Source organism: Enterococcus sp. AMC1157 (assembly GCF_058216555.1).
The window spans coordinates 382,445-407,415 of the sequence record NZ_CM177099.1; the positions used below are offsets into that span (position 1 = coordinate 382,445).

Annotated in this window: 26 protein-coding genes and 1 other annotated feature; all 26 genes read right to left on the reverse strand. The window is 34.6% G+C overall.

The window, feature by feature from the left end; all coding sequences use genetic code 11:
• Positions 1 to 136: 136 nt before the first annotated feature.
• A complete protein-coding gene (locus tag AC4BBX_RS01910; protein ID WP_490454789.1) occupies positions 137 to 385 on the reverse strand; it encodes a hypothetical protein in 249 nt (82 codons plus the stop codon).
• Positions 386 to 784, reverse strand: a complete 399-nt coding sequence (locus AC4BBX_RS01915) for an iron chaperone (protein ID WP_490454790.1) — start codon at positions 782 to 784, stop codon at positions 386 to 388. It abuts the gene before it with no gap.
• 17 nt (positions 785 to 801) lie between these two features.
• Positions 802 to 1,677 (reverse strand): sce7725 family protein, encoded by an 876-nt coding sequence (locus AC4BBX_RS01920; protein ID WP_490454791.1) that lies wholly within the window; start codon positions 1,675 to 1,677, stop codon positions 802 to 804.
• Positions 1,677 to 2,345, reverse strand: coding sequence for a hypothetical protein (locus AC4BBX_RS01925; RefSeq protein WP_490454792.1), 669 nt, complete (start codon positions 2,343 to 2,345; stop codon positions 1,677 to 1,679). Before AC4BBX_RS01925 ends, AC4BBX_RS01920 begins: the two co-directional genes overlap by 1 nt.
• Positions 2,346 to 2,415: 70 nt before the next feature.
• Positions 2,416 to 3,873: a ribosomal protection-like ABC-F family protein gene (gene abc-f, locus AC4BBX_RS01930; protein WP_490454793.1), complete on the reverse strand. Its 1,458-nt coding sequence runs from the start codon at positions 3,871 to 3,873 to the stop codon at positions 2,416 to 2,418.
• 256 nt (positions 3,874 to 4,129) lie between these two features.
• Positions 4,130 to 6,019 carry an endonuclease MutS2 gene (locus tag AC4BBX_RS01935; RefSeq protein ID WP_490454794.1) on the reverse strand — a complete coding sequence of 630 codons (1,890 nt, stop codon included), beginning with the start codon at positions 6,017 to 6,019 and terminating at the stop codon, positions 4,130 to 4,132.
• Between the two features lie 715 nt (positions 6,020 to 6,734).
• Positions 6,735 to 6,968 (reverse strand): GNAT family N-acetyltransferase, encoded by a 234-nt coding sequence (locus AC4BBX_RS01940; RefSeq protein WP_490454795.1) that lies wholly within the window; start codon positions 6,966 to 6,968, stop codon positions 6,735 to 6,737.
• 288 nt (positions 6,969 to 7,256) lie between these two features.
• The gene (locus AC4BBX_RS01945) at positions 7,257 to 7,889 is read right to left on the reverse strand and encodes a V-type ATP synthase subunit D (protein WP_490454796.1); all 633 of its coding nucleotides are present in this window, start codon (positions 7,887 to 7,889) and stop codon (positions 7,257 to 7,259) included.
• Positions 7,890 to 7,895: 6 nt separating this feature from the next.
• Entirely contained in the window at positions 7,896 to 9,272 is a 1,377-nt protein-coding gene (locus tag AC4BBX_RS01950) for a V-type ATP synthase subunit B (RefSeq protein ID WP_490454797.1), read from the reverse strand.
• Position 9,273: 1 nt separating this feature from the next.
• Positions 9,274 to 11,046 carry a V-type ATP synthase subunit A gene (locus AC4BBX_RS01955; RefSeq protein ID WP_490454798.1) on the reverse strand — a complete coding sequence of 591 codons (1,773 nt, stop codon included), beginning with the start codon at positions 11,044 to 11,046 and terminating at the stop codon, positions 9,274 to 9,276.
• 15 nt (positions 11,047 to 11,061) lie between these two features.
• A complete protein-coding gene (locus tag AC4BBX_RS01960; RefSeq protein WP_490454799.1) occupies positions 11,062 to 11,373 on the reverse strand; it encodes a V-type ATP synthase subunit F in 312 nt (103 codons plus the stop codon).
• Complete coding sequence (locus AC4BBX_RS01965) at positions 11,363 to 12,355, reverse strand: V-type ATPase subunit (protein WP_490454800.1); 993 nt, start codon at positions 12,353 to 12,355, stop codon at positions 11,363 to 11,365. The genes AC4BBX_RS01960 and AC4BBX_RS01965 overlap by 11 nt, the downstream gene beginning before the upstream one ends.
• A gap of 36 nt (positions 12,356 to 12,391) precedes the next feature.
• Entirely contained in the window at positions 12,392 to 12,994 is a 603-nt protein-coding gene (locus AC4BBX_RS01970) for a V-type ATP synthase subunit E family protein (RefSeq protein WP_490454801.1), read from the reverse strand.
• Between the two features lie 18 nt (positions 12,995 to 13,012).
• Entirely contained in the window at positions 13,013 to 13,483 is a 471-nt protein-coding gene (locus tag AC4BBX_RS01975; RefSeq protein ID WP_490454802.1) for a V-type ATP synthase subunit K, read from the reverse strand.
• A complete protein-coding gene (locus AC4BBX_RS01980) occupies positions 13,484 to 15,448 on the reverse strand; it encodes a V-type ATP synthase subunit I (protein ID WP_490454803.1) in 1,965 nt (654 codons plus the stop codon).
• Positions 15,438 to 15,758, reverse strand: a complete 321-nt coding sequence (locus tag AC4BBX_RS01985) for a hypothetical protein (RefSeq protein ID WP_490454804.1) — start codon at positions 15,756 to 15,758, stop codon at positions 15,438 to 15,440. The genes AC4BBX_RS01980 and AC4BBX_RS01985 overlap by 11 nt, the downstream gene beginning before the upstream one ends.
• Before the next feature lie 141 nt (positions 15,759 to 15,899).
• Positions 15,900 to 15,950 (reverse strand) — a sequence feature (sodium ion sensor (DUF1646 type); this cis-regulatory element may regulate processes involved in with the transportation of sodium ions).
• A gap of 149 nt (positions 15,951 to 16,099) precedes the next feature.
• A complete protein-coding gene (locus AC4BBX_RS01990; protein ID WP_490454805.1) occupies positions 16,100 to 16,867 on the reverse strand; it encodes a YibE/F family protein in 768 nt (255 codons plus the stop codon).
• Positions 16,864 to 17,886, reverse strand: a complete 1,023-nt coding sequence (locus AC4BBX_RS01995; RefSeq protein ID WP_490454806.1) for a YibE/F family protein — start codon at positions 17,884 to 17,886, stop codon at positions 16,864 to 16,866. The genes AC4BBX_RS01990 and AC4BBX_RS01995 overlap by 4 nt, the downstream gene beginning before the upstream one ends.
• 159 nt (positions 17,887 to 18,045) lie before the next feature.
• Positions 18,046 to 19,578: an alkyl hydroperoxide reductase subunit F gene (gene ahpF, locus AC4BBX_RS02000; RefSeq protein WP_490454807.1), complete on the reverse strand. Its 1,533-nt coding sequence runs from the start codon at positions 19,576 to 19,578 to the stop codon at positions 18,046 to 18,048.
• 10 nt (positions 19,579 to 19,588) lie between these two features.
• Entirely contained in the window at positions 19,589 to 20,149 is a 561-nt protein-coding gene (ahpC, locus tag AC4BBX_RS02005) for an alkyl hydroperoxide reductase subunit C (protein ID WP_490454808.1), read from the reverse strand.
• A gap of 321 nt (positions 20,150 to 20,470) precedes the next feature.
• The gene (locus AC4BBX_RS02010; RefSeq protein ID WP_490454809.1) at positions 20,471 to 21,445 is read right to left on the reverse strand and encodes a permease prefix domain 1-containing protein; all 975 of its coding nucleotides are present in this window, start codon (positions 21,443 to 21,445) and stop codon (positions 20,471 to 20,473) included.
• The gene (locus tag AC4BBX_RS02015) at positions 21,432 to 21,776 is read right to left on the reverse strand and encodes a PadR family transcriptional regulator (RefSeq protein ID WP_490454810.1); all 345 of its coding nucleotides are present in this window, start codon (positions 21,774 to 21,776) and stop codon (positions 21,432 to 21,434) included. The genes AC4BBX_RS02010 and AC4BBX_RS02015 overlap by 14 nt, the downstream gene beginning before the upstream one ends.
• 166 nt (positions 21,777 to 21,942) lie before the next feature.
• Positions 21,943 to 22,143 carry a cold-shock protein gene (locus AC4BBX_RS02020; protein ID WP_490454811.1) on the reverse strand — a complete coding sequence of 67 codons (201 nt, stop codon included), beginning with the start codon at positions 22,141 to 22,143 and terminating at the stop codon, positions 21,943 to 21,945.
• 172 nt (positions 22,144 to 22,315) lie between these two features.
• Complete coding sequence (locus AC4BBX_RS02025; protein WP_490454812.1) at positions 22,316 to 22,969, reverse strand: DNA alkylation repair protein; 654 nt, start codon at positions 22,967 to 22,969, stop codon at positions 22,316 to 22,318.
• Positions 22,970 to 22,973: 4 nt separating this feature from the next.
• Positions 22,974 to 23,807: a hypothetical protein gene (locus AC4BBX_RS02030; protein WP_490454813.1), complete on the reverse strand. Its 834-nt coding sequence runs from the start codon at positions 23,805 to 23,807 to the stop codon at positions 22,974 to 22,976.
• 1 nt (position 23,808) lies between these two features.
• Positions 23,809 to 24,777, reverse strand: coding sequence for a ribosome small subunit-dependent GTPase A (rsgA, locus tag AC4BBX_RS02035; RefSeq protein ID WP_490454814.1), 969 nt, complete (start codon positions 24,775 to 24,777; stop codon positions 23,809 to 23,811).
• Positions 24,778 to 24,971 lie beyond the last annotated feature (194 nt).

Below are 24,971 nucleotides of genomic sequence, written 5' to 3' on the forward strand. Positions count from 1 at the left end.
TCGTGGCTATTCACTGCACCTTCTAAAGTTGCTAAATCTGGATGGGCATCTAAACAAAGAATCCCAACATTTTGGTATTTGCCATTTAAAAAATCAAAAGGCGTTTAGGAAACAGCACAATCTCCTCCAAGTACAATTACTTTGTCAGGAGTTTCCTCTGAAAGAATCTTTTGGCAGAGGTTAGCTGTTTTAGAATGGTTGCTTCGGCTTTGATCCCCTTCTGAATACTTAATTTTTCTGTGATATTTTGATCCACAGGTACACGAATTTTTTTGATAGCGGGATTTTGTGGCACGATGAGACTAAGTAACTCGGCACCAAATAAATAATCGGGATTATCTCCCCCTTGCCCTTGAGGAAATAATAGTTGAATAGTATTGGACATTTACTCACTCCCATTCTTTTTGTTTGGTGACTTTCTCCAAAAACCGTCAAAGTCACTTTTGTCTTGAATGTTAAAATCAATTATCGCTTTTAGTAAGTCATAATCAGTTGTTTCCTTCCACTTAATTTGAAAGGTATTATCTGTGTGTTGATAACCTGCAGCGTCAATTTCTTCTTTAAATTTCTTCATGCCAGCCACTTCGGGAGAAACAGTAATATAATTCTTTGTTTTTTTAAAGCCAATAATGAATGTCCCATGATCGGTGAACATAGGTTGGCTCCAACCAAATTTAAGCTGTAATTTCGGATAGTTTTCATTCATCCACTCACCGATTTCTGCAAACTTTTTTCGATAAACTTCATTTTCAATGCTTGCTACATAATCAGAAAATGTTTCCATAAACTCCCTCCTTTTCTTTAATTATAACAGAAATGGTGGTCTAAATAACGACTCATTAATTCCATATGATGCATCACTGCTGCTTTTCTCATGACACCCATACCAGGAAACTTATCTTGAGCTTGGTTCTCTAAAAGAAGTTGGAGTCCTAGAGTTGGTTGTTCTCCGCATAATTTATCTATCCCGAATGAAGTGATTTTGTTCATCAAATCCATAAATTTTTGTTTTTGAGAAGGTAATTCTTCCTCTGAAAGAAAATGATGAATTCGAAGGTTCTCTCCCTCAAAATAAACTAAATGCAAACTTAAAATCGGACTTGGATAACTTTGATCGTAATAAATCCGACTATCAATCGAAAAATCACTAAAGCCAATAAAGCCTTTTTTATGAAAAGTTAGATGTGTATTTGAGAATAGTTCATCTTCTTTTTCTAAATAAAAACTTGTTCGAGGCAAACGAGTAAAGGGATCTTCGGATAAAATTAATTCTCCTTGAATTTTTTGAAGTAAGCGGAACTCCTCATGAACCAAAACTTTGCTAGTACTAACTTGCCAGTCACTCATCAGCACGGGGCTAGATTCAAAGACAACTAACAATTCAGGTACAAGGGCCATCGTCTCCAAAGATTGATCAATAATAGCAGCTTTTGGCATGTCTAATTCTTGTAGCTCAGTGTACCCCTCTTCTTTCAAAAAGTCTCCCGCTTGCGGGTTTTCAATAATAAAAATGAAGTGATTTTTAGTCTGAGTTAATGCAAGAAATTTTTTCAAAGTAGGAGAATTTTTGACAGGTTCAATGATTGGAATGATTTTTTTAGATAAGCGTTCCTCTTCTATTAATGTTTTTAAGGCAAGCAAATCAAATTGTTTCCCTCTAAAATAAGGATAATACATTACTTCTCCTCCAACAATTGTTGCTGTAAGTTAAAATAAGCCAAGCGAGTTGCTTCTAACTCTTCTTTTAAGGTCTCAATCGCTTGGTTTTGTGTATCTTCAATAAAACGATCGTAGTAGTTACTTCGACCATTGAATAAATCGTACTCTAGTTCGCGTTTTTTTAGTTCTTTATACAACTGTTCGATCCCGAAAACACGTAGACCACGAGCAGTTTTTTTGGCTTTTCCAACCTCTCTTGCTTGTGAAGCAATTAGACGATATAAAAGCTCGTGTTCATTGACTAATAATTCTTGTCTGTGGGGTTTTTTCACTACAGTAAAATAACCTGGTAAACCAAGCTCATCTGAAACATACGAATGATAAACTAAGACTCCAATATGGGAGGGAATCTCGCTTTCAACGCTTAGATATAATTTTTCTGGTAAGACAAAGTAATTATAATGACCGATAAAAGATAGTTTAGCAGTAGAACGAAAATCAGCTTTACTGACTTTTAACTCGTAACATCGCCACTCGAATTGTTGGTTCTGATCCAAACGGCAACTTAAAGTATCCACAATCCCTTGACTATCTGGCATGGTCACTTCTTCTACAACGATGTCTCCTTTTTCTCGGCAATAATAATAGAGAGTCTCTTCCATTTGAATAGTCAAACTTGTTTTCATAATTCTGCTCCTCCGAATCGTTTAACTCAAGAATAGAACATACATTCCCTTTTTGCAAGCAAGAATTTTATCAGACTAAAGAGAGTTTTCCATTTTCTAAGAGCCAAACTTCATCAGCAACTTTTTCAACAAAGGTTTGATCATGTGAAGTAAACAAGACTGTTCCTTGATAGGCTAATAAAAATTTTTCTAAAGCTTCAATAGTTGTTAAATCAATAAAATTGGTAGGTTCATCTAAGATCAACACGTTAGACGGTTTGGTAAATAGTCGAGCTATCGCAATTCGAGTTGCTTCTCCACCACTTAAAACATTTAATGGCTTCCTGATAGCTGATTGAGAGAATCCTAAGTTATTCAATAAGGCACGAACCGTTGCCTCCGACCAATCTGTTTCATCCATTAGTTCTGTTAATAGCGAATGGACGGCTGTAAATTGATAATCCATTTGACGATAGGTTTCGATTTTAGCTTTTGGTGAAAGAATTACTCCTTCAAATTGCTTCAAAATAGCGTTCAATAAGGTTGATTTCCCCGCACCATTTTCTCCAACTAGAGCGATTTTTTTGCCTAAAGTAATTTGTAAATTGATTTTATCTAAAATCATTCGTTGTTCATTGTTTACAGTTAAATTTTCAATTCTGATTGGATAAGGATTATGAATTTCTGCACTACTATGTTTAGGAAATTGAATAGAAATATCTTTCTCTACTATTTGTATATCTGCTAATTGTTCGAGTCGAGAACTCATAGCTTTGGCTTGTTTGTACAAATTCTTTTGCACAGTATCTTTTTGTTTGGATGAAGACAAACGGCTAGGGCGAACATTTTTTTGTTTATTTTTCTCTGAAACTTTGCCAGCTTTTTCTGCTTTTTGTCTTTTCTCTTCGATACCTTTCGTTAATCGAGTTACTTCTTTTTGATAATTTTGCACTTCTCGTTCTTGACTGACATGTTCAATCTTCTTTTGTTCAAGATAATCATTGTAATTTCCTTTATACTCCACAACTTTGCCATCTTTGACTTCCCAAATCTTTTCTGCTAAGGCATTTAAAAAAGTTCGGTCATGACTAACAAATAATAATGTTCCATAATAATATTGTAGTTCATCGATTAATTGTTGTTTTCCTTTTTGATCTAAATGTGTTGTGGGTTCATCTAAAAGCATCCCTGGTTGATAGACAGATAATAATTGAGTTAGACGATACTTAGTCGTTTCTCCTCCACTCAGTGTTTCAGCAGAATTATTGGGCACTTTAAAACGACTGAGTAACTCTCCATCTAGTTCACTAACCGTCTCCTCTACTCCAGAAATCTGATGATAGAGAGGAAAATTGCAAAAAGTATCAACGGTTCCTTTACTTGCTTGCAATTCTCCAGCTATCAAACGTAATAAAGTTGATTTACCGCTACCATTAGCACCAATAATCCCAATTTTTTCATTTTCGTACACACTTAATTCTGGTATTTTTAACACTTGTTCCTCAAAATTCATCTCAACATCTTTTATTTTTATTGTAATAGTTTCCATTTCGTTTCCTCTCCGTTGTAACGAAATGGATTTAGCGTACACAAAAAGGGATAGTCTTATACTATCCCTCCATTCATTTATCATTAATCAGGTATAAAAAAGTATACACTTCACCCATGAATTTCGTTACAAGACTTTTGAATTTGTATTAAATTAACGATTCAAAAGTAATAAACGCAATCTCATAGCTGCTGTCACCTTTCATCCCCCTTTTCCTTGGTTAATATCAAAATCTTACCATGTTTTAACTAATGCTTCAATGCTTTTGTCTTTCCTCAGCCAATTTTCGTAATTTTTTCTGAGCTTTTTTTGATCCTCGATCAATATCACGAATAAACTTTCTTTCATGATAGTCTGTAAATAACTGTTCAAAATCATAATCAGCAGGATAAAGTTTTGTAGCTGATATTTCTAGTGATAATCGTTTTAAGGGGACTTGTACCATTTCTTTTTCAACGAGCACCTCAGCATAAAAATCATCCTGATATTGATAAAAAATCCCATTAACTTTTTGTTCATTTAACCAAACGCGATCACCTTGTTGAAAATTCTTTTGAGGTGCTTGTTCTTGTTTGATAACAGCTTCTTTTTTACGAATAATTTTTTCAGTCACATATTTTTTATCTTTTAGATACTTCTTGGCTTGTTTTAAAATGTTTGCATCAATTTTCATCTTCTCGGCAATCCAAAAAGCATTACTTTCTCCTACTTGATTTAATAAAAGTTGATACTTAGGCGTAAGAGTTACTGAATCAAATGCCATAGCAGCAGTTTGGAAATCTTCATGGGCTAATGCAAAGTCCTTGATTTCTCCATAGTGAGTAGTGGCAATAATTGTTCCACCTTTTTGATACATGCTTTCCATTGCAGCAATTCCAAGGGCAGCTCCTTCATTGGGTTCTGTTCCACTACCGATTTCATCTAACAGAATTAAAGTTTTCGGTCCTGTTTCTCTTAAAATGTCACTAATATTTTTCATATGACCCGAAAAAGTACTTAGTGAATTTTCAATACTTTGTTGATCACCAATATCAATAAAAATCTTTTTAAAAACTGCGATGGAAGAATTTCCACCATGATTGACACACAAACCAAAACTAGTCATTAAGGAAATTAAAGCAATTGTTTTTAAGACAATTGTTTTTCCACCAGCATTAGGTCCAGTAATGATCAAACCATGACTATCTGTTCCCAATTGTAAGGTTAAAGGAACTGGATTATCTAAAAGTGGATGTCTAACTTGATCAAAAATAAGTTCACCTTGATTGTTTACTGCAATTTTCTTTCCACCAATACTTTGGCTGTATTTTGCTTTAGCGAAGATACTATCTAATTCGACGATAATTTCCATACAATAACCAATAGTGGTTTCTTCTTCAGCAATCATACCCGTTAAAGAAGCTAAGATTTGGTAAACAATCCCAATCTCTTCACTTTGCGCTAAAATTAATTGATCATTTAGTTTATGAATGCTATCCGGCTCAATGAAAACTGTTGTCCCACGATTGGAACGTTCAATGATTTCACCTTTAATTTTTGATTGGAAATTAGTTCTAATTGGTAGCGTGTAACGACCATCTTTTTTGACAATCATGCGGTCTTGCAGCCACCCACTGGAAGCAGCTTTTTTCAAATGTTTATTACAACTGGTTTCAATATCGACTTCAAGTTTAGCTATTTTTCCTCGAATTTTCTTTAATTCTCTTGAAGCATCAGCTTTTACTTGATTACCCGCAACGGCTTGTTGAATTTCATCGATAATTGCTTGAAAATCAGCTAAGTCCTTAGCATAGTTATATAAAGTAGGGGTTTGATATTGATTTTTTTCGAAAAATTTTGCAATTAAACGAAACGAACGTAGAAAGTCGCCATATTCAGTAAGTTCACTAGCTTCTAATACGCCACCTTTTGCAATTTTGTTAGTTAAATGTTTAATTTGAGAGAGTCCCATAAAAGGAACATGTTGTCCAGATGCCAAGATCAACATGCCTTCTTCTGTTTCAGTCAATCGTTTTTTTACGGTTGCTAAATCTGTTGCCGGTTGTTTTTTAGTTAGTAATTCCTTGGCGTAATCACTGATACAACGTTGGATAACTGTTTCTTTAATGTAATTAAATTCTGTTGCTTGAAGTAAATTTTTGTTCATGTATTTTTCCTTTCTTGCCGAAAGTTACTTGAAAAACGAATTCATGCTCGTTTTCAGTTATTTTTAAGGTTCAAAAAAAGGCTATAGGAGTCCTATAACCTTTCAACGAATTGATTTAACAGGTATCTATAGGCATAACAAATAAACCTAGCAAAATTTGGGCTTATTTGTATTCAATTGCTTAATTAGATACCTTCCACACTCACAAAACTACCTCTTTCTTGAAAACGAGATTTTTCTTCCTCTTGATTATATGATACTTTATGGGACAAAATCAAGAAAAAGCGAAAATCTTTAAATAAAATATACTACCAAACGTTACTATTCACTGCAAATTTGACGCTTCACTACGCGAGAGTCTTGCTTAGGTCAGCCCGAAACAGCTCCAAGCCAAATTAGAATTAGAGCTCAAGCTTCACACGCCCAGTAATCAATTGATTGGCAACTCGGCGTTGTTCGCATTGAATTCTTGACGTGGCGACAAGCAAGTCTCTCTGTGTTAAGCTGGAGACTGATTATCTTAGCTAATCTATTACTTTCTCAAAAAGTAAATTATCTATCCATTTGTTATCTTGTAAAAGATATTGATTGTACTTTCCAACAAATTGAAAGCCATTTTTTATTAGTACAACCTGAGATCCAATATTTGTTGATGCCGTTCCAGCCTAAATTCTGTGAAACTGATATCTTTGACTAGCCTGTTCTAAAATAAGTTTTACAGCGGAGGTAGGTATCCCTTACCCTGATGTCTTTCTCCTATCCTATATCCCAACTCAGCCTTATTCAACGGTTCTTGGACAATGTCCGTAAGATTCATTCTGCCCACGATAGTCCCGTCTTGGTCAATCACTGAGTACATATAGAGTAAGCCTTTATCTTGTTCAAAAACTAATTTCTTTACAATTTGTGAAAAAGAATCGTATCTATAGTATGTATCAGCTCTTCCCAATCCAATACTTTAAAAATATTCTCGGTTTTCTTTTTCAAACATAAACAACTCGTTTGTATCACTTAGAGTTAAAAGTTTTAATTGAATGAGTGCCATAGTTCCACTTCACTCTACACATATTCTTGTTTTTACCAAACATAAATAATGCGACTATAATTCAAATTCAAAGAAATCAATTCAAAAAAACAACAAATAAAAAATTTGAAAAAACTCTGAATAGTTTTTTCAAATTTTTATTATGTTCTTGCACTCTGAAGTTTATTTTAGACAGAAATACAAGATTTCATATTAATTTTTACGCATATTTTTTACTTTAATCATTCGGGTAACGCCAGCACGTTCATTTTCCTCTAGCTTCATGCGTATAAAATAGATGGTTTCCTCTAATTGAGGAATCGTCATATATTCTAAAGCATTCACTCGACGACGAGTTTTTTCAATTTCGTCTGCCATTAATTGACAGGTCTTTTCCACTTCTGTTAGTTCAAGCAATAAGGGCAGCACATCTGTAAAACCATCAATTGATTTATCTAAAGGTGCATTGGAGTTCAGAAATCCATACTCTAATGGAGTATTAAGATACTCTTCATCGTATTGAAAATTCATCACCGGTACTGGTACACTCATGATATTTTTGGTTGAGATATCCAAATTTACGTTTGTGGAAGGTAAAATGAACAGTTCTTCAATAAAATTTTCATTTAAGGTTGCATTAGCTAAACGAAAAGCTTTCATTGCTAATGTCATCTTTTCTTCCATTTCTTTGCGTAATTGGTTATTCTTTCGGATTAACAAGATAAATTGACGCATCAATTCATCCTGCTTATCTTTTAATAGTTTATGACCACGCTTTGCTGTTGCCAATTGTTTAGCTAAGCGAGTCATCTCCATTCGAGTAGATTGTACATCTAGTTTTGCCATAGTTATCTACTCCTTTTCTGGAAGAAATTGCTCAATCATCTCATCTTTGATTCGTTTTAATTCAGTTCTAGGAAGCATATCTAATAATTCCCAGCCTAAATCTAGTGTTTCTTCAATGGAACGATTAGTTGTGTACCCTTGACTTACATACTCTTCTTCAAAACGATCTGCAAATCGGGCATAAATTTTATCTACATCAGAAAGTGCTGCTTCACCTAAAACAACCGCTAATTCTTTTGCTTGTTTCCCTTGAGCATAGGCAGAAAACAATTGGTTCATTGTAGCTGCATGATCGTAACGTGTTTTCCCTTCACCTGTTCCTTTGTCTTTCAAACGAGATAAAGATGGCAATACATCAATCGGAGGTTCTACTCCGTTTTTATACAAGTCACGAGAAAGAATAATCTGTCCTTCCGTAATATAACCCGTCAAGTCAGGGATTGGATGGGTTTTATCTTCTTCAGGCATTGTCAAAATTGGAATTTGTGTTACCGAACCATTTGTACCTTTGATTCGACCAGCACGTTCATATAAAGTAGCCAAGTTTGTATATAAATAACCAGGATAACCTCGTCGTCCAGGAACTTCACGACGGGCTGCTGAAATTTCTCGTAAGGCTTCACAATAGTTCGTCATGTCCGTCATAATAACTAAAACATGCATCCCTTTTTCGTAAGCCAGATACTCGGCAGCAGTTAATGCCATTCGAGGTGTTGCAATACGTTCGATTGCTGGATCGTTAGCTAAATTCATAAAGATAACTGAACGGTCAATCGCACCCGTTTGACGGAAATCTTCCATAAAGTATTCAGCTTCTTCAAAAGTAATTCCGATACCTGCAAAAACAACAGCAAAATTATCATTTGAGTTTAACACAGTTGCTTGTCTAGCGATTTGCGCAGCCAACTCCTTATGTGGTAAACCTGATGCTGAAAATACCGGTAGTTTTTGTCCACGAACTAAAGTATTTAAATGGTCAATCGAAGAAATACCTGTTTGAATAAATTCATCCGGATAATCTCGAGATACTGGATTAATTACTTCCCCATTAATATCCATAGTTTTCTCAGGAAAGATTTCTGCTCCACCATCTTTAGGACGACCTAATCCATCAAATACCCGACCAATCATATCTTCTGAGACACCTAATTCTAAGGGATGACCAAGGAAACGAACGGAAGAATCACGCATGTTAATGCCTGCAGTACCTTCAAAAATTTGGACCAAGGCTTTGTCTTCTTGAATTTCCAAAACTTGTCCTTGTCTGGTTTCACCGTTTTGTAAGCGGACATCGATTAATTCTTCGTATTTAACTCCTTCGACATTATCAACTGCCATCAAAGGACCTACGATTTCACCAATTGTTTTGTACTCTTTAATCATGCTACATCCCTCCTTTTTGCAGAATGCTACGGATGGTATCTTTTATTTCTTGTTGCAATTGAATAATTGCATCAATATTTTCCTCTGAAACATACTTCATACGGGCAATTCGGTCTCTTAATTTAACCGTCCCCTTCATCAATTCGGTCAGATAAGCACCTAATTCTAGCCCTTGAAGACCTTCACGATAGAACGAAAGAATATTATTCATCATATGGTATTGTTTTTCACGAGAAGTAAAGGTATCTACATCATCAAAAGCATTTTGCTGTAGGTAATCTTCACGAATCTCTTTAGCAATTTCTAATGTAAATTGATCCTTTTCTGATAAGGAATCAATCCCTACCAAACGAACGATTTCATTTAATTCAGATTCTTTTTGTAAAATACGCATGCCTTCTCTTACTAAATTAGACCATTCTACTTGTAAGGCTTGATCTAAATAATTACCAACTTCACTAGAGTACAAGGAATAACTTTTCAACCAATCAATTGAAGGGAAATGACGTTGTTGAGCAAGAGTAGAATCCAATCCCCAAAATACTTTCACTACTCGCAAAGTGTTTTGAGTAACTGGTTCAGAAATATCTCCTCCAGAAGGCGATACTGCACTAATTGCGGTAATACTTCCTTCACGATTATCTGAACCCAGAACAGTTACACGACCAGCACGTTCATAATATTCAGCCAAGCGACTACCTAAATAAGCTGGATAGCCCTCATCACCCGGCATTTCTTCTAAACGCCCGGACATTTCACGTAAAGCTTCCGCCCAGCGTGAAGTAGAATCCGCCATAATAGCTACAGAATAACCCATATCTCTGAAATATTCAGCAATTGTAATTCCTGTATAAATAGATGCTTCCCGTGCAGCAACCGGCATATTAGAAGTATTTGCAATTAATATAGTTCTTTCCATTAATGATTCACCCGTTAGTGGGTCAATTAATTCAGGGAATTCATTCATTACGTCAGTCATTTCATTTCCACGTTCGCCACAACCCACATAAACAACTAAATCAACATCTGCCCACTTAGCAATTTGGTGTTGAACAACTGTTTTACCAGCGCCAAACGGTCCAGGTACAGCAGCAGCTCCACCCTTTGTTACTGGGAAGAAAGTATCGATAACTCGTTGACCAGTAATCATCGGAATATCTGGATTATGTTTCTCTTTGACCGGACGTAAACGACGAACTGGCCACTTTTGTAACATAGTTAGTTCAGTCTCTGAGTTGTCTGATTCAAGAACACAGACAACTTCATCAATGTTAAACTCACCAGTATGAATTTCTTTTACTTGTCCACTAACACCAAATGGAACCATAATTTTATGACTAATAATTTTTGTTTCTTGAACAGTACCAACAACATCTCCAGCAACTACTTGATCACCAACAGAGATACTTGGTTGGAAGGTCCATTTTTTCTGATGATCCAACGCATCAATCTTAACTCCTCTAGTCAAAAAATTACTTTGAGTTTGATTCGCAAAAACATCAAGAGGTCTTTGTATTCCATCAAACATTTGAGAGACAATTCCTGGTGCCAATTCAACAGATAAAGCTTCTCCTGTTGAATGTACAGGTTCGCCTGGTCCAATCCCAGATGTTTCTTCATATACTTGAATGGAGGCAACATCTCCTCGCATTTCAATGATTTCTCCGATAACACCAATGTCTCCTACGTAACAAATATCTTGAATACTTGCATGAGCCATATTTTTAGCCATAACTAGTGGCCCTGAAACTTTTATAATTTTGCCAACTTCCACAATGTTAGCTCCTTCCTAGAGAATATTCTGTCCAACGGCTTTTTCCATATTTTTTTGAATGGCTTTAAGACCAACTTCTTTCGAACCATCATGAGTAGGAATCAATACAATAGCTGGGGTTAAGCAATCATCAAATTTTTCAATTTTATTAGCAATTTTTTGTGCACAGTCTTCTGTGATATAGATTACGCCATATTCATCATCGATCATTTCATCAAAAGCTGTATGAATTGCATCCAAATCAATCCCGTAACGAACAGTGAATCCGAACAGTTTAAATGGTAAGACAGACTCTTTGTCACCAATTACGCCAATCTTATAACTCATAAACGTCTCGCATCCTCTCTCTAATTTGTTCATTTGTAAAACCACTTCGTTTACCTACAATAATTAAACGAAGGTTGGTAATTTCGATATCTTTTGCATTCATGAAACTGAGTAAAGGTAACGGTCCAAAAGCAGTTGTTTGAGCTTTTTCGTATAAGGACTGAATAAAATTATCCTTTAACAAGTCTAATTTTAGAAAATCAATTTCATCTGCAGTAAAAGCAGATGATAATAAGTCACTATATTCTGTTGAAGCAATGAATGCAGTAAATTCATGAAGTGGGCGATTTGCATACTCTAAAAAAGATTCTCTAGAGATTGATCCAGAGCTAGAGAGTACTGCCGACATAAATCCATAACTTCTTTGCTGTAATATACAGCGAGCTGCAGTTACAATATTGGTTAGATTAATGAAGTGAATGATAATCTCGAAAATCTCAGGATCACCAAGTTCTTCAACTAGCCGACGTTGTTCTTTTAAGAATCGGCGATCATAAATTACATCAATTGCTTGTAGAATGTTTGATTCTTTAAAATATTCTTCTACGTCATGGATGCTTTTTAAGACTTTTTCAGGTAATTTGGACGATGATCCAGTTTGAATTGCACGTTTCATTTCTTCCATTGAAAAGAAACCATCCGGTAGAAATAAATAATCATAATTTTCTTGAATTCGTTCTGCCTTTGTTAAGACTTTTAAATTATGAAAAGTATAGCGCATGGTATATAACCAAACAATTTCTGAGTTTGGTGTAAGTTCAATCATATCCTGATAGGTAGACAATAATTCTTCATTTAAAATTTTTTCAAATTCAAATTCAAATTGAGGAGTCAAATGTTTTCCATATACTGTAGGACGTAAAATATCTGCAATTCGCTGAAAAGAATCTGCATCTATTAACTGACGGAAAGTCTCTGGTGAGAGTAACTCATTTTCTTTTATTCGAATAATGGGATTGACTGTATGATATAAATCTTTCACTTTATCCCTCCTCGTTCATACTTAGTTTGAATGATATTAATCGGAAGCTTCTTCCTCCAAAAAAAGTTCATTCATAATTTCGCTACCTTGCTTCTTCTTTAATTCTAAAAGTAATTCTCGATAGAAAAAGTTATAACGTAATCCTTTGTTTTCGACTAAAAAGCCATATTCTTTCTCTGGACTCATCTCACCCAAAGTGAACTGACTGTTTAATTTTTGATTTAAGTCTTTTAACCATTCATCAGTTAAGCTATCTGGTTCCATCAAACCACCTAGAACAATTGTGCCTGTTGTTAGTTTTGCACTTTCAAGTGAGTGGAAGATAAAACTTTGAACTTCTGTAAGAGTCCATTTTGCCATTTCTTGATAAGCTTCTTCAAAAATACGTTCTAAATAAGACTGTTTTTGTTTTAAAGTTGCTTGTCTTGCTTTGATAACTAATCGATTCATTTCTTGCTGAAAATCACGATTTAATTGTTTATTCTGACGTTCAAGAAGCTGTTGGTGTTCCTCTTCTTTCGCTCTTTTACTTACCAAAAAATGCGTGTCAATTTCTTCAGTTCGGATTTTCTTCAACAAATCTCGTTCTTCTTGTGCTTGCTTATTAATCTCTAGGATGATGTTTTCAATTGCATCCATTGAAACGCCTCCCGTTCTTTAAATGCTTCCTAATAGTAAGAATGAAATAACAAAACCTAAGATAGCATACATTTCCACCATAACTGCATACATAACACCGTAGAAGAAATGCTCAGGCTTTTTAGCTAAAATTTGGATACCAGCTGCTGCAACTTTACCTTGAGGAATCGCTGAAGTCAGACCTGTGAAAGCAATCGGTAATGAAGCTCCTAGGTAAGAAAGACCTGTAACAATCGACATATCTGTAGATAAATTTGTAAAAATCATCGCTGCAATTGCAAAACCGTATAATCCTTGTGTTGCAGGTAATAATTGTAGAATTAATGATTGTCCAAATTTTTCTGGTTGGCTAGTCATTAGGGCAGCAGAAGCTTCCCCAGTTTTACCTACACCAATTGCTGAACCAATCCCTGGGAAAATTGTCGCAAATCCCATCGCTAAAATTGCAAAAATCATACCTGAGTTATTTTCAATTAAAAAGTTAATCATTTATTTTTCCTCCATATTCTTTTGAACATTTAAATATTTTTCATTTGGTTTAAAGGGTTTAAAAGGACGTCCCCCACCTTCATAGAATTTTCCGAAAAATTCTACATACTGCAAACGTGCAGCATGGACATAAGCACCTAAAAGTGATAGGAAGATATTCAACCCGTGTAAGATTACAATTAATACGATTCCTAAAGTGAAGCGTGCAACAGGCGGCATGGTTCCAACCAACATATTAAAAGCCATTGCAATACTACCACCAGATATTCCTAAAGCCATCAGACGACTATAACTAACGAAATCACCAATATAGCCTGTAATACCGTATAGTGCATAAACACCACTGAAGAATCCCCCAATTTTCGATTTAGATAAAATAACTGGGACTAAAACAATCAAAATTGCGCTGATTATAGCAATCACTATTCCGGTATTTTTTAATGGAACAGAGTCAAACATCATGGTACCCGCTACAGCAATAAAAATCCCACTTAGTAAGCCTTGCCAAGCGAATCCATCACCGATAGAGGCTAAATACTCACGCTTTTTAATTCTTTCTTTACCAGCTAAAAATAATCCCGTAAATATTTGAATACCTCCAAAAATAAGTGAGATCATGAAAATTGTCATAAAATCATCAGTCGGTGAAAGCAATTGGAATGGCAAGGTTGCTCCAAATCCACTTCCATAAATAATTCCCCAAAAAATGACTGACAATGATAGAATCTGGAACAGTTGAATGAATTTTTTCGTTCCTCTTGGCAGAGCCATCAACTTCACAGCAAGTGTTGTGGCGATTAGCATCAGTGCGCCATACCCTAAATCGGCGACCATCATGCCAAAAAAGACAAAGTAAAAAGGCGCCATCCAAGGTGTGGGATCAATTTCATCGTACTTAGGCATAGAATACATACCAGTCAAACTTTCAAAAGGTTGAATAAATTTCTTGTTTCTTAGTTTAGTAGGAACTTGATTCGTTCTAATTTGTGTTTTACTTGGAGCTTCAACAGAAAAATATAGTTCATCTTTAGTAAATATTTTTAATAATCCTTGTTGAATAGCTGCTAATTCATCGTTTGCGACCCAACCTCTAATGATTACCAAATAATCGGAAGTTGGAAGAGTTTCTTTAATATCTTCTCGGCTAAGTTTAGTTAGTAAAATTTCTTCATTTAACTGTAGAAAAGAAACTTGCTTCTTATAGTATCCAATTTCGATTGTATCAATTTTTTGACTTTCAATAATTTTTTTCAATTCTTGTTTGGCTTTTCGCAACATCTCTTTAGGAGAGTCTTCATAAGGATTTTCTTCAAACTCTACTCCTAAACGTGCTAATTCATTTAGAATATCGGACTGTTGTTTCAAATAGATTCCACTAAAGGCCACATCAGTTTTAGTCGCTTCATGGACTTCAAAATGAATGTTATTTTGAACCAAAAATGTTCGAATATCTTCCCAATTACTTTCTGCAATATTTGCCATGAAGTAATCAACATACTCTAGTGTTTCTTTGGGATTAAAATCAATCGTTTGCCATTTTGTTCCCCAAGACTCTACCTCATTCCAGTATTCTCTTGCTTTTTGATTTTCTTCCCAACTATCTTGAAGTTGGTTGATTTTTTCAAGCATTTCACGTAAGGCCGATTCATTAAATTCTTCTTCTAATGCCAGAATGTCCATTTCATGGCGTTTTAAAGTCTCAACACGTGTTTTTGAAGATCCGTAATTGCGGATAAATAAAATTGCTTCACGTATTTGAGTCAAAAGATAAGAATACGAAGAGTGGTTGGTTGCATCGAATTCTTCCATTTCTGGGAAATAAACATCCAACCATTCCTGATTGGCCTCATTATTTAAAATATCTTCAACTTCGATATTTTGCATTCCTTGAAGCAAAGTTAAAACAGTGTCTTGATGTTTTTTTTCAGCAAGAATCGACATTTTACTTAATTGACTAACTGCCATTGGCTTGCTTCACCCCTTCGATAATCTCATTCAGAACAATGGTACGATTTTTTTCGTAAGTTCTTTGATAAGTCTGATTTTCTATAGCTGCTGCTTCAGCTAAATCAGTTGTTTTTTTACTTAATAGCTGATTGTGTTCAGCTTGAAGCGTATCTAAAGCTTTTTTTCGTTCTTGCTTTTGCTGTTTTTGAATTGTTTCTAGTTCTAAATCTTTTTCTTCGTCATACGTTGTTAATTCATTAAGTAAAGCCTGTTTTTTTTCATTATTTTCTTGTTCTGTCTGACGCACACGCTCTAAAGCTTCTTTCAATATTTTCACCCCTTGCAATAATGTAATAATTTGTCACATTCCACTAGTTTAATTCTTTGGTGAGTGGAACTGACCGACTTTTACAAAAAAAGACCTACTTCGAAAAGTAGGCCAGGAAAGTTGGCAACTACCCAAAGAATATTCTTCTCACCCCTTGAAGAACCTGATCCTTGAAGCAAAAATTGCTCAACCATTGTTTAATATTTATCTGAATTTAGTTTTATTATAGCAAAACTTTCAAGAAAAATCCAATGTTAATTACAGAAAACAAATCAAGAAACTTCGGTGAAAAATATTCTATTTGCATTACTCCTTCTCTAATCGGCTGTTTTTAACCTTGTTTAAAGAAAACTTTTCTTAGATTTTAATAAATAAAAACAAGTTATCAAACTAGTAAAAGGCAAAATAAAAGCCACACCAATCCCAGACAATAAAATAATGACTAGTTCTGCTACGAACGCTTTAGAATTAACAATCATACTCCAAGAAATTGCTAAATCTTGATACCAAAAAATAAGTGTCAAACTTCCACTAATAAATGCAAAGAGTAAAGTATTAATGGTCGAATTTAAGATATTTTTCACCACAGTCATACTTGATTCAAACAGTTGACTAAAAGTTAATAGCTTCTTTTTGCGAGCGTAAATTTCCGTCGTCGCACTGGCAATCGACATACTGCCATCCACTAATGCTCCTGAAACACCAATAAATAAAACAGAAACACTTAACTCTGAAAAATGGATGGGTAAATTCAAATCCATTACAGAAAGTTCTTCAAGTTCATGGGAAGAGAAACCATAAAGTGCTATCTCTTGTATCAGTGGGATGAAAAAAACACCTAAAATAAACAAAAAAAGCAACATGCTATAAAAAGCTAATTTTGTTTTTAAGTTCCAGCCATTCACATAAGCCAATGTTACTAAACTATTCGCTAAGATATACAATAATGTCATTAAATAAACAGAAAACCCGAGATTCAAAAGATAAATTAACAGTAAAAACAACACAAAATTAATAAATAGTCCACTCAGTACATAGAAGGAATTTTTTCCGATAATCAAAATCATCGTTAAAATAAAAATCAGTAAAAGTATTGAGAGCACATTCATTGTTTTCTCCTCCTCAAATAAAAGAAGCCTAATGATACGGGAACCGAAAACAAAATACCAAATCCTCCACAGAGAATCCGTACCAATTCTAAAGATAATAACATATTGGCTGAGTGAAAAAACGACCAACCATTAAATAAATAAAGCAAAAACAACGGAATACTGCTACTAAGATAAGAACAGACCAAGACATTAATCATTGTGCCACTAATATCTTCTCCTACCCTTCTTCCCGATTCCAATAGTTGATTGAGTGTGATTTGTTTATTTTGTAACTCAATTTCTTCTAAAGTAGAAATAACTGTCACAACGGTATCTAACGTTGCTCCAATTGCTCCAATCAATAAACTGGATAAGAAAATAGAACGATAGGGTCGAGTTAATATCCCCATATCTTCAAAACGTAAACCACGATCATTTCCAATCAACATCACTATAAAACAAATAAAATACGCAAGAAGAATCGTAACAATTGTTGCTAAAAATTTTTGAAGACTGTTTTTTTGAATACCATCAATTAAAAATAGAGTAATACCAGTTGCGAAGATCATATAGATCATCGTGATTGGCACTAACTGAAATTGTGGGTTTTGACGATAGATCCATACCATGCCGTATAATCCTATACTATTGAGAATTACACTGATAAAAGTTGTAAAACCAATTTTTCCACCAATCAACAGTAAAGAAGACAAAAGCAACGCAAGTAAGAAAACAACAAAACCATCTCTTTTTTTCTCAACCACCTGACCATTAGCAATAAACACTTGATTTCCCTTTTTAAACCGTGGTTGTACGGCTTCATTGTTTTGGAAATCCACATTTAAAGCGATTTTTTGCCCTTTCTCTTCACCATTTAGATAGGTCCCATTAAGAATTTGTTGGTTTTCTTGAAACTCTATGGTATCAACTTTGACAAGAGTTTCATTGTATAAGCTGCCACTAAAATTTTGAATGAGGATACCTACAAAAGCAGAAAGTAAAATTGCGAGGATTCCCCAAAAAATTCTTTTTTTCATAGACACTCCTTGTTCTTTTTCTGTCCAGTATAACACAAAAAATAAAGCAACTTTTGCAAGTCGATTATGATTAACTAAAGGTTTGGTTATGTCTGTTTGATTCCATCTCTTGATAAGAAAAAAGGAACTACAACTATTGAGTTGTAATTCCTTTATTAATTATTGACGAATCAAGTGATCGAATGCGCCTAAAGCAGCTGTTGCTCCAGCACCCATTGAGATAATGATTTGTTTGTAAGCACTGTCTGTACAGTCACCTGCAGCAAACACGCCTTCTAAACTAGTCATTCCGTGATTATCAATGATAATTTCACCACGTTCATTTAATGCCACGTCTGAATCACGCAACCAAGCAGTATTTGGTACTAAACCGATTTGTACGAAAACACCTTCTAAAGCAATATGATGCTCTTCATTTGTTTCACGATCAGTATAAGAAATACCATTAACTTGATCAGTACCAGTGATTTCTTTTGTTGCTACATTTTTAAGAACTGTCACGTTTGGTAATGATGCCACACGGTCTTGTAGTACTTGGTCGGCTTTTAATTCTGGTAAGAACTCAAGAACATAAACATGTTTTGCTAAACCAGCTAAATCAATCGCTGCTTCAATACCAGAGTTACCGCCACCAATAACTGCTACATCTTTACCTGTAAACAATGGACCATCACAGTGAGGACAATTAGTTACGCCTTTTGTACGGAATTCTTCTTCACCCGGTACGTTAACGTTTCTCCAAGCAGCACCTACTGAAAGAATAGCGGATTTTGTTTTAAGAACTGCACCATTTTCAAGTTCTACTTCGATCAAATCATTTTTACGAATTGATTTTGCACGTTGGTTTTTCATAATATCGACTTCATATTGATTCACATGTTCTTCTACTTGAGCCATCAAACGAGGACCTTCTGTATAAGTTGTACCAATCATATTTTCGATACCTACAGTATCCATTACTTGTCCACCGTAAGTTTCAACAACCATACCAGTGTTGATTCCTTTACGTGCTGCATAAATTGCCGCACTGTTACCAGCAGGACCACCACCGACAACCAATACATCAAAAACATCTTTATCAGCGAATTCATCTGCACTTGTTGGACCAGCAGCTAATTCTACTAATTGTTCAATTGTCATACGACCACTAGCAAATTCTTCTTCTCCTAAAAGCACAGTTGGAACGGCCATAATTTTCTTGGTTTCAACTTCTTCTTGGAACATACCACCTTCAACCATTGTGTGAGAGATATTTGAATTTAATACAGACATAATATTTAATGCTTGAACTACATCAGGGCAGTTATGACACGTTAAACTTACATATGTTTCGAAATGTAGTGGTTTATCAATCGCTTTAATTCGTTTTGCTACTGCTTCGTCTACTTTTGGTGCGCGACCAGCTACTTGTAACAAAGCTAAAATAAATGATGTGAATTCATGTCCTAAAGGTAGACCAGCAAACTCTACACGTGGTTCTTGACCAGGTTGAGCTAAAGCAAAGGCAGGTGTACGTGAAAGACTTGTTTCATTAATTGATAATTTTGCAGACATTTCAGTGATTTCTTCTAAAAACTCACGAATCTTCGTTGAATTATCATCAGAACCTAAACTAGCATGAAAAACGATGTCAGACTCTAGTAATTCAAGGTATTGAGCCAATTGGCCTTTGATTTCATTATCTAATGCCATGATAGCCTCCTTAAATTTTACCTACTAAGTCTAAGCTAGGTTTTAATGTTTCTGCTCCTTCTTTCCATTTAGCAGGACATACTTCACCTGGATGTGTGCGTACATATTGAGCTGCACGGATTTTATCTACCAAAGTACTAGCGTCACGGCCAATACCGTCAGCGTTAATTTCTACTGTTTGAACAATACCATCAGGATCAATGATGAAAGTTCCGCGTTGTGCTAAACCTTCAGCATCTAGAACTTCAAAACCTTCAGAGATAACATGAGATGGATCGCCAATCATGATATATTCGATTTTACCAATTGCATCTGAATGATCATGCCAAGCTTTATGAGTGAAGTGAGTATCTGTAGAAACAGAATAAACTTCAACACCTAAACCTTGTAATGTTGCATATTGTTCTTGTAAATCTTCTAGCTCTGTTGGACAAACAAAAGTGAAATCTGCTGGATAGAAGCAGACAATGCTCCATTTTCCTTTAAAATCTTCTGATGAAACCTCGATAAATTCACCTTTGTGATAAGCATTTGCTTTAAATTCAACAATTTCTTTTCCGATTAATGACATATTACGTCCTCCAATTAGAATAATTATTTGAGAATAATCTCTATCAATAACTATATAGAAAGTCAGAAACAAGGTCAATGGTTTTGCCTAAATTAATAAAATAAATTTCGTTTGTGAAATAAAATACTGATATATATGATTTTTTTGTTGATATATCAATGATTTGTTTAATAAACAAAAGTAAAGTTGTGAGAGGGATTTCAATTGTTATAAATTGAATTTTATCCCATTGATACTAACTTCATTCTCAATTACTTCCTTCGATTCTCAATTGAATGTATATAAAATAAAAAGTTGTGGTTGATTGACCACAACTTTTTACTATTTTTTTTGTTTGAGCATTTCAATAAGTAGTGTATAAATAGATCCGGCTACAACAAAAATTATCCAACTAAAGTGCCACGAATGAGTAATATTAGACCAAAGAAGATAGATAACCACTACCGCTGGCCAGTAAACATTCCTCAATAAAATAATAAATGGAGCAACCTGTCCGTATTCAGAGCGAGTAGCTCGTGGACCAGGATTGTCAGAGTCTGAAACAAAATACTGCCCAGCGGCAAATTTTAAAAAGCCGTTACGAATGATACTTGAATAGACAATCAAGAATGCACCTACACCTGCAGTTCCGAAAAAGACACTTACGCCAAATAAATCAGCATTAAAATATGTGGCAAAGAAAATTAATAAAGGAATAGCTAATACAGCCAAACCAATTCCACTAATTAATCCAACACGAAAACTCTTTTCATAATTTAAAGCTTGTTCTTTCGCTTCTTCAGTCACTTCAGTGCTAAGAGGTCGATCTTCTAATAATTTTTTGGCAGCAACGTATTTCATAGAACCTGAGATAATAAATCCGGTACCAGATGCAGCAATTACAAAAAAGAAAAAGATAGCCAATGGAAAAAATGGACCTCCATACACCCCATTATCTGCAAACATAATAGCAGCAAATGCTAAACTAATCAGAAAAATTCCTAAAGAAAGTTCAAAAGCAAATCTTCTTGTTGTTCCCCAAAAATCAAAAGCCTCTTCTAAATCAATTCCATCATAATCCTCCTCTTCATATTGAGGTTTCTCTGCCTCAACTTCCAATTCAGCTAGAATTTCATCAATTGAACCGAATTCGCTGATTACGGCACCAATTGCTTCATGTTCACTTTTTCCTTCTGCAATTAATTCATGATAATGGTCTTCCATAATTGCTAGTAAGTCTTCTTTGGCTTTGCTAGTTTCTGGTGTAATTGGCACGGTTAAAAATAAACTGTCCAAATAATCTTTAATGGTTTTCATTTTTAGTTCCCCCTTTTAAAAATTCATCTACTACAAACTTAGTCTGTTCCCACTCTTTCTTTTTCATTTCAAGAAATTCTCTTCCTTTTACGGTAATACGATAATAGGTTCTTTTTTTACCATGAGTAAGTTCTCCTGGATAAGCTTCTATCAATTCTTGTTTCCCTAATCGAGTAAAGGCTGAGTATAAGGTTGTTTCTTTGATAACATATAGCTCGTCTGTTTTTAATCGAATCTGTTTAGAAATTTCGTAACCGTAAGAATCTCGCTCTTTTAAAATGGATAAAATGATTACATCATTATATCCGCGAATACCATCACTTGTAATCATTAGCTCCCTCCTAAAATTACTCCATCTGTCGTAATAATTATAGGTCAATTACTACGACAGGTAAAGTAAAAATTAAAAAGAAAAAAAAATACATCTTAAGTCGTAGATGAAAAATATAAAAAAAGCAACCATCCAAATTGGATAGTTGCTTAGAGTTTACTAGTTATTAACCTTTAACGATGTTAGTCGCTTGTAAACCACGTTGGCCTTCTTCGATATCAAAAGTCACTGCTTGACCTTCTTCTAATGTTTTGAAACCATCAGTTTGGATAGCTGAAAAGTGTGCAAACACATCAGTTCCATCTTCTGCTGTGATAAAGCCAAATCCTTTATCAGCGTTAAACCATTTTACTGTACCGTTATTCATAACGTACCTCCAAATTACACATTCAATGTGTTTATTTGTAATAAAAAGTGAAGTGTAAAAAGAAGTGCGTATCAATTTCTTTAAAGATAAACATATTTTAATCACATATCAAAAAGTATTACTTTACTAAGGTAACACTTATACAAACTAAATGCAACTATAAACTCTATATTTATAGATATTTACTTGCTTCTCGAATACTTAAGGCCGAAAGTCCGGCTTTATTCTCTTCAATAAATATTCTCACCCATTCAGGATTCGTTTTGGAAAAATCCCTTAAGCTCCAACCAATTGCTTTATTAATAAAAAACTCTTTTTGATTTAAATTATTTTGTAAAATTCGTTCTAATAAATCAATATCCGTCGTTTCTTTACGTAACAATTGGTGATCAATCGCAATTCTTCTTAACCAAAAATCTTCATCTACACTCCAAGATACGAGAATTTCTTTCACTTCAGGAAAATTAAAGGCGATTTCTCCCATTAGCTTATCTATTCCATCAATAGTATCCCACCAAGGTTTTGTCTGAGCTAATTTTTTTAACTTATTGATATCGTTAGGAGTCAACTGTTTACGCAAAGTAGCTAAATAATCAATCGCTACATATTGAAATTCTCGATAGGGATTGTCCCAACAAGACTGAATAAAATCCCAATCGATTTCGTTAGCCGATGTCAAACTTTTTAAAAATGCTTTGGTTAGAACTCTTCGTTTAGGTGTTGGAATACCTAAAAACTCAAACTGATTGCGCATATAATGACCCATTTTTTTGGCTTTTAAAGAATCTGATGCGAACAAAAATCGTTGATATAGTTTTTCAAACATCTCTCTACTCTCCAATATCAGACTTTAATGTTTCGTAAACAAATGTAGGTTCAAAAGGTAAGCTATGGTAAAAAGATATTGCACATGAATCGGTTGTATCAAATTCGCCAGTCAATCGTTCAAAACGTTGTGGGAGAACTGAACATATTTTTGAAAACAAATCCATTAAATAATTTTCTTCCCCCCACATCCATGCTAAAGATAAGGTACTGGCATCTTCTTCAAAGGCAAAACAATAACTAACAATTTCATCATTTTTAAGACTTAAAATAGGTAAATCATCGATTGCAAAATCTTGAATAAGCATTTTCCAGTCATCAAATACATTTTTACCAACAGGATTTATTTGATGGGATTTTTCATAATAGTCAAAACTATTTTTAGCAAGTTTATTTAGTAGTTGACTATCATTTTTTACTTCATTAAAAGTTTTATAGTCAACTTTTAATGAGCTAGGTTCTAGATGAATATCTTCCAAGCGTAATTCTGGTTCGACTGTTTGTCGGACACACTGAAAGCCTTGTGATAGTAACCATTGATTGAAATTATGATGAGGGCTATACTCTCTAGTTATTAAGCAGGAAAAATTTTGATCAACAGCTACTTGCTTGATATCATTCAGAGCCTCCATATAAATTTGATGATTTGACATTTTTGGTAAAAAGTAGCTAGCAAAATTTAAACTGTAAGGATGCCAATCATTTACCCAGTAGACAGTAACACCAACCAATTCTTCTTTTTCTCGATGTTTTAAGATAAATGTCGAGTCTTTAAAAATGCGTCTTTTTAGCTCTGAATTTGTAGGTAGATAGGCTAATAATTTTTCTAATTCGTTCATTTTATCTCCTCTTTCTTTTATTGCCAATTCGTTCTTTTTGTTGGACTCTTCTTTCTTGATAGGCAATTTCACGTTGGATTTTTAAATAATTATGATAGCGTTCTTTAGAAAGTTTTCCTGTTTCTAGTGCTTCTTGAACAGCGCATCCAATTTCTGGGCCATGGGAACAATCTCTGAAACGACACTCTTTTGCTAATTCAGCAATTTCTTTAAAGACGGTGTCTAATTCATCGGTTTCCTGGAAGACTTGAAACTCTCTCATGCCTGGAGTATCAATTACATAACCACCAGAAGGCAAAGCAATCAATTCACGATGGGTTGTCGTGTGTCTACCTTTACTATCATCTTCTCGTATATCAGAGACATCCAAGTGCTTCTTTCCTAAAAGGCGATTAATTAAAGTTGATTTCCCTACACCTGAAGAACCCACAAAAGCACCCGTCTCCCCTTTCATCAATTTCTGAAAAATCTTGTTTAAACCCTCATCTTCTCCAAATCCAATCACAATAATCTCAGTCGTCAGTTCGTACAAGGGCACTAAAAACAAATCAGGATTCTCGCATTGATCAGACTTTGTTAAGACAACTACAGGAACTACGCCACTTTCCTCAGCAGCAACAAAATATCGCTCTATCCTTCTTAGGTTAAAATCATGGTTCATGCTACTAACAATAAATAGCCAATCAATATTAGTAGCGATGATTTGTTCATCCGAGCGGTTTCCGGCAATTTTTCTCGAAAATTTAGCTGTTCGTTCTTCAATTTTATGGATAATGCCATGCTGAGTATCACTTCTTTGAAACCAAACCCAATCTCCAACGGCGGGTAGATCGCCAGTCTCTTGATTTTCATAACGAAAGTTTCCGCTAAGCTCCGCAATGATTTCCTCTTGTTCCACTAGTAGTCGGTAATACTTGCCATAGGCTACAATGACCCGACCTTTTTCATTTGTTATCTCGTGTGTATTCATTTATTTTCCTCCAAAATGTTTGTTAAATACAAAAAAACTATCTGACCCGCTATTCACAGACCAGATAGTTTCATAATTTACCCAAGCATTTTAAAGAAAACAACTTTAATAAGTGTCTAAAAGTGAGTATGAGAAACGGCTGTTGAATAACTTCGGTTGGTTATTTAATTTCATCATAGGACTCACCTTCTCTC

Bases quoted from the DNA above. Each gene is read 5' to 3' on its own strand.
- AC4BBX_RS01970 (WP_490454801.1), bottom strand. From the start codon at position 12,994: ATGGATGCAATTGAAAACATCATCCTAGAGATTAATAAGCAAGCACAA.
- AC4BBX_RS01990 (WP_490454805.1), bottom strand. From the start codon at position 16,867: ATGAATGTGCTCTCAATACTTTTACTGATTTTTATTTTAACGATGATT.
- AC4BBX_RS01995 (WP_490454806.1), bottom strand. From the start codon at position 17,886: ATGAAAAAAAGAATTTTTTGGGGAATCCTCGCAATTTTACTTTCTGCT.
- ahpC (WP_490454808.1), bottom strand. From the start codon at position 20,149: ATGTCATTAATCGGAAAAGAAATTGTTGAATTTAAAGCAAATGCTTAT.
- AC4BBX_RS01975 (WP_490454802.1), bottom strand. From the start codon at position 13,483: ATGATTAACTTTTTAATTGAAAATAACTCAGGTATGATTTTTGCAATT.
- AC4BBX_RS02025 (WP_490454812.1), bottom strand. From the start codon at position 22,969: ATGTTTGAAAAACTATATCAACGATTTTTGTTCGCATCAGATTCTTTA.
- ahpF (WP_490454807.1), bottom strand. From the start codon at position 19,578: ATGGCATTAGATAATGAAATCAAAGGCCAATTGGCTCAATACCTTGAA.
- AC4BBX_RS01935 (WP_490454794.1), bottom strand. From the start codon at position 6,019: ATGAACAAAAATTTACTTCAAGCAACAGAATTTAATTACATTAAAGAA.
- AC4BBX_RS01925 (WP_490454792.1), bottom strand. From the start codon at position 2,345: ATGAAAACAAGTTTGACTATTCAAATGGAAGAGACTCTCTATTATTAT.
- AC4BBX_RS01920 (WP_490454791.1), bottom strand. From the start codon at position 1,677: ATGTATTATCCTTATTTTAGAGGGAAACAATTTGATTTGCTTGCCTTA.
- abc-f (WP_490454793.1), bottom strand. From the start codon at position 3,873: ATGGAAACTATTACAATAAAAATAAAAGATGTTGAGATGAATTTTGAG.
- AC4BBX_RS01960 (WP_490454799.1), bottom strand. From the start codon at position 11,373: ATGAGTTATAAGATTGGCGTAATTGGTGACAAAGAGTCTGTCTTACCA.
- AC4BBX_RS01980 (WP_490454803.1), bottom strand. From the start codon at position 15,448: ATGGCAGTTAGTCAATTAAGTAAAATGTCGATTCTTGCTGAAAAAAAA.
- AC4BBX_RS01910 (WP_490454789.1), bottom strand. From the start codon at position 385: ATGTCCAATACTATTCAACTATTATTTCCTCAAGGGCAAGGGGGAGAT.
- AC4BBX_RS02020 (WP_490454811.1), bottom strand. From the start codon at position 22,143: ATGAATAACGGTACAGTAAAATGGTTTAACGCTGATAAAGGATTTGGC.
- AC4BBX_RS01945 (WP_490454796.1), bottom strand. From the start codon at position 7,889: ATGGCAAAACTAGATGTACAATCTACTCGAATGGAGATGACTCGCTTA.
- AC4BBX_RS01915 (WP_490454790.1), bottom strand. From the start codon at position 784: ATGGAAACATTTTCTGATTATGTAGCAAGCATTGAAAATGAAGTTTAT.
- AC4BBX_RS01950 (WP_490454797.1), bottom strand. From the start codon at position 9,272: ATGATTAAAGAGTACAAAACAATTGGTGAAATCGTAGGTCCTTTGATG.
- AC4BBX_RS02010 (WP_490454809.1), bottom strand. From the start codon at position 21,445: ATGAAAACCATTAAAGATTATTTGGACAGTTTATTTTTAACCGTGCCA.
- AC4BBX_RS02015 (WP_490454810.1), bottom strand. From the start codon at position 21,776: ATGATTACAAGTGATGGTATTCGCGGATATAATGATGTAATCATTTTA.
- rsgA (WP_490454814.1), bottom strand. From the start codon at position 24,777: ATGAATACACACGAGATAACAAATGAAAAAGGTCGGGTCATTGTAGCC.
- AC4BBX_RS02030 (WP_490454813.1), bottom strand. From the start codon at position 23,807: ATGAACGAATTAGAAAAATTATTAGCCTATCTACCTACAAATTCAGAG.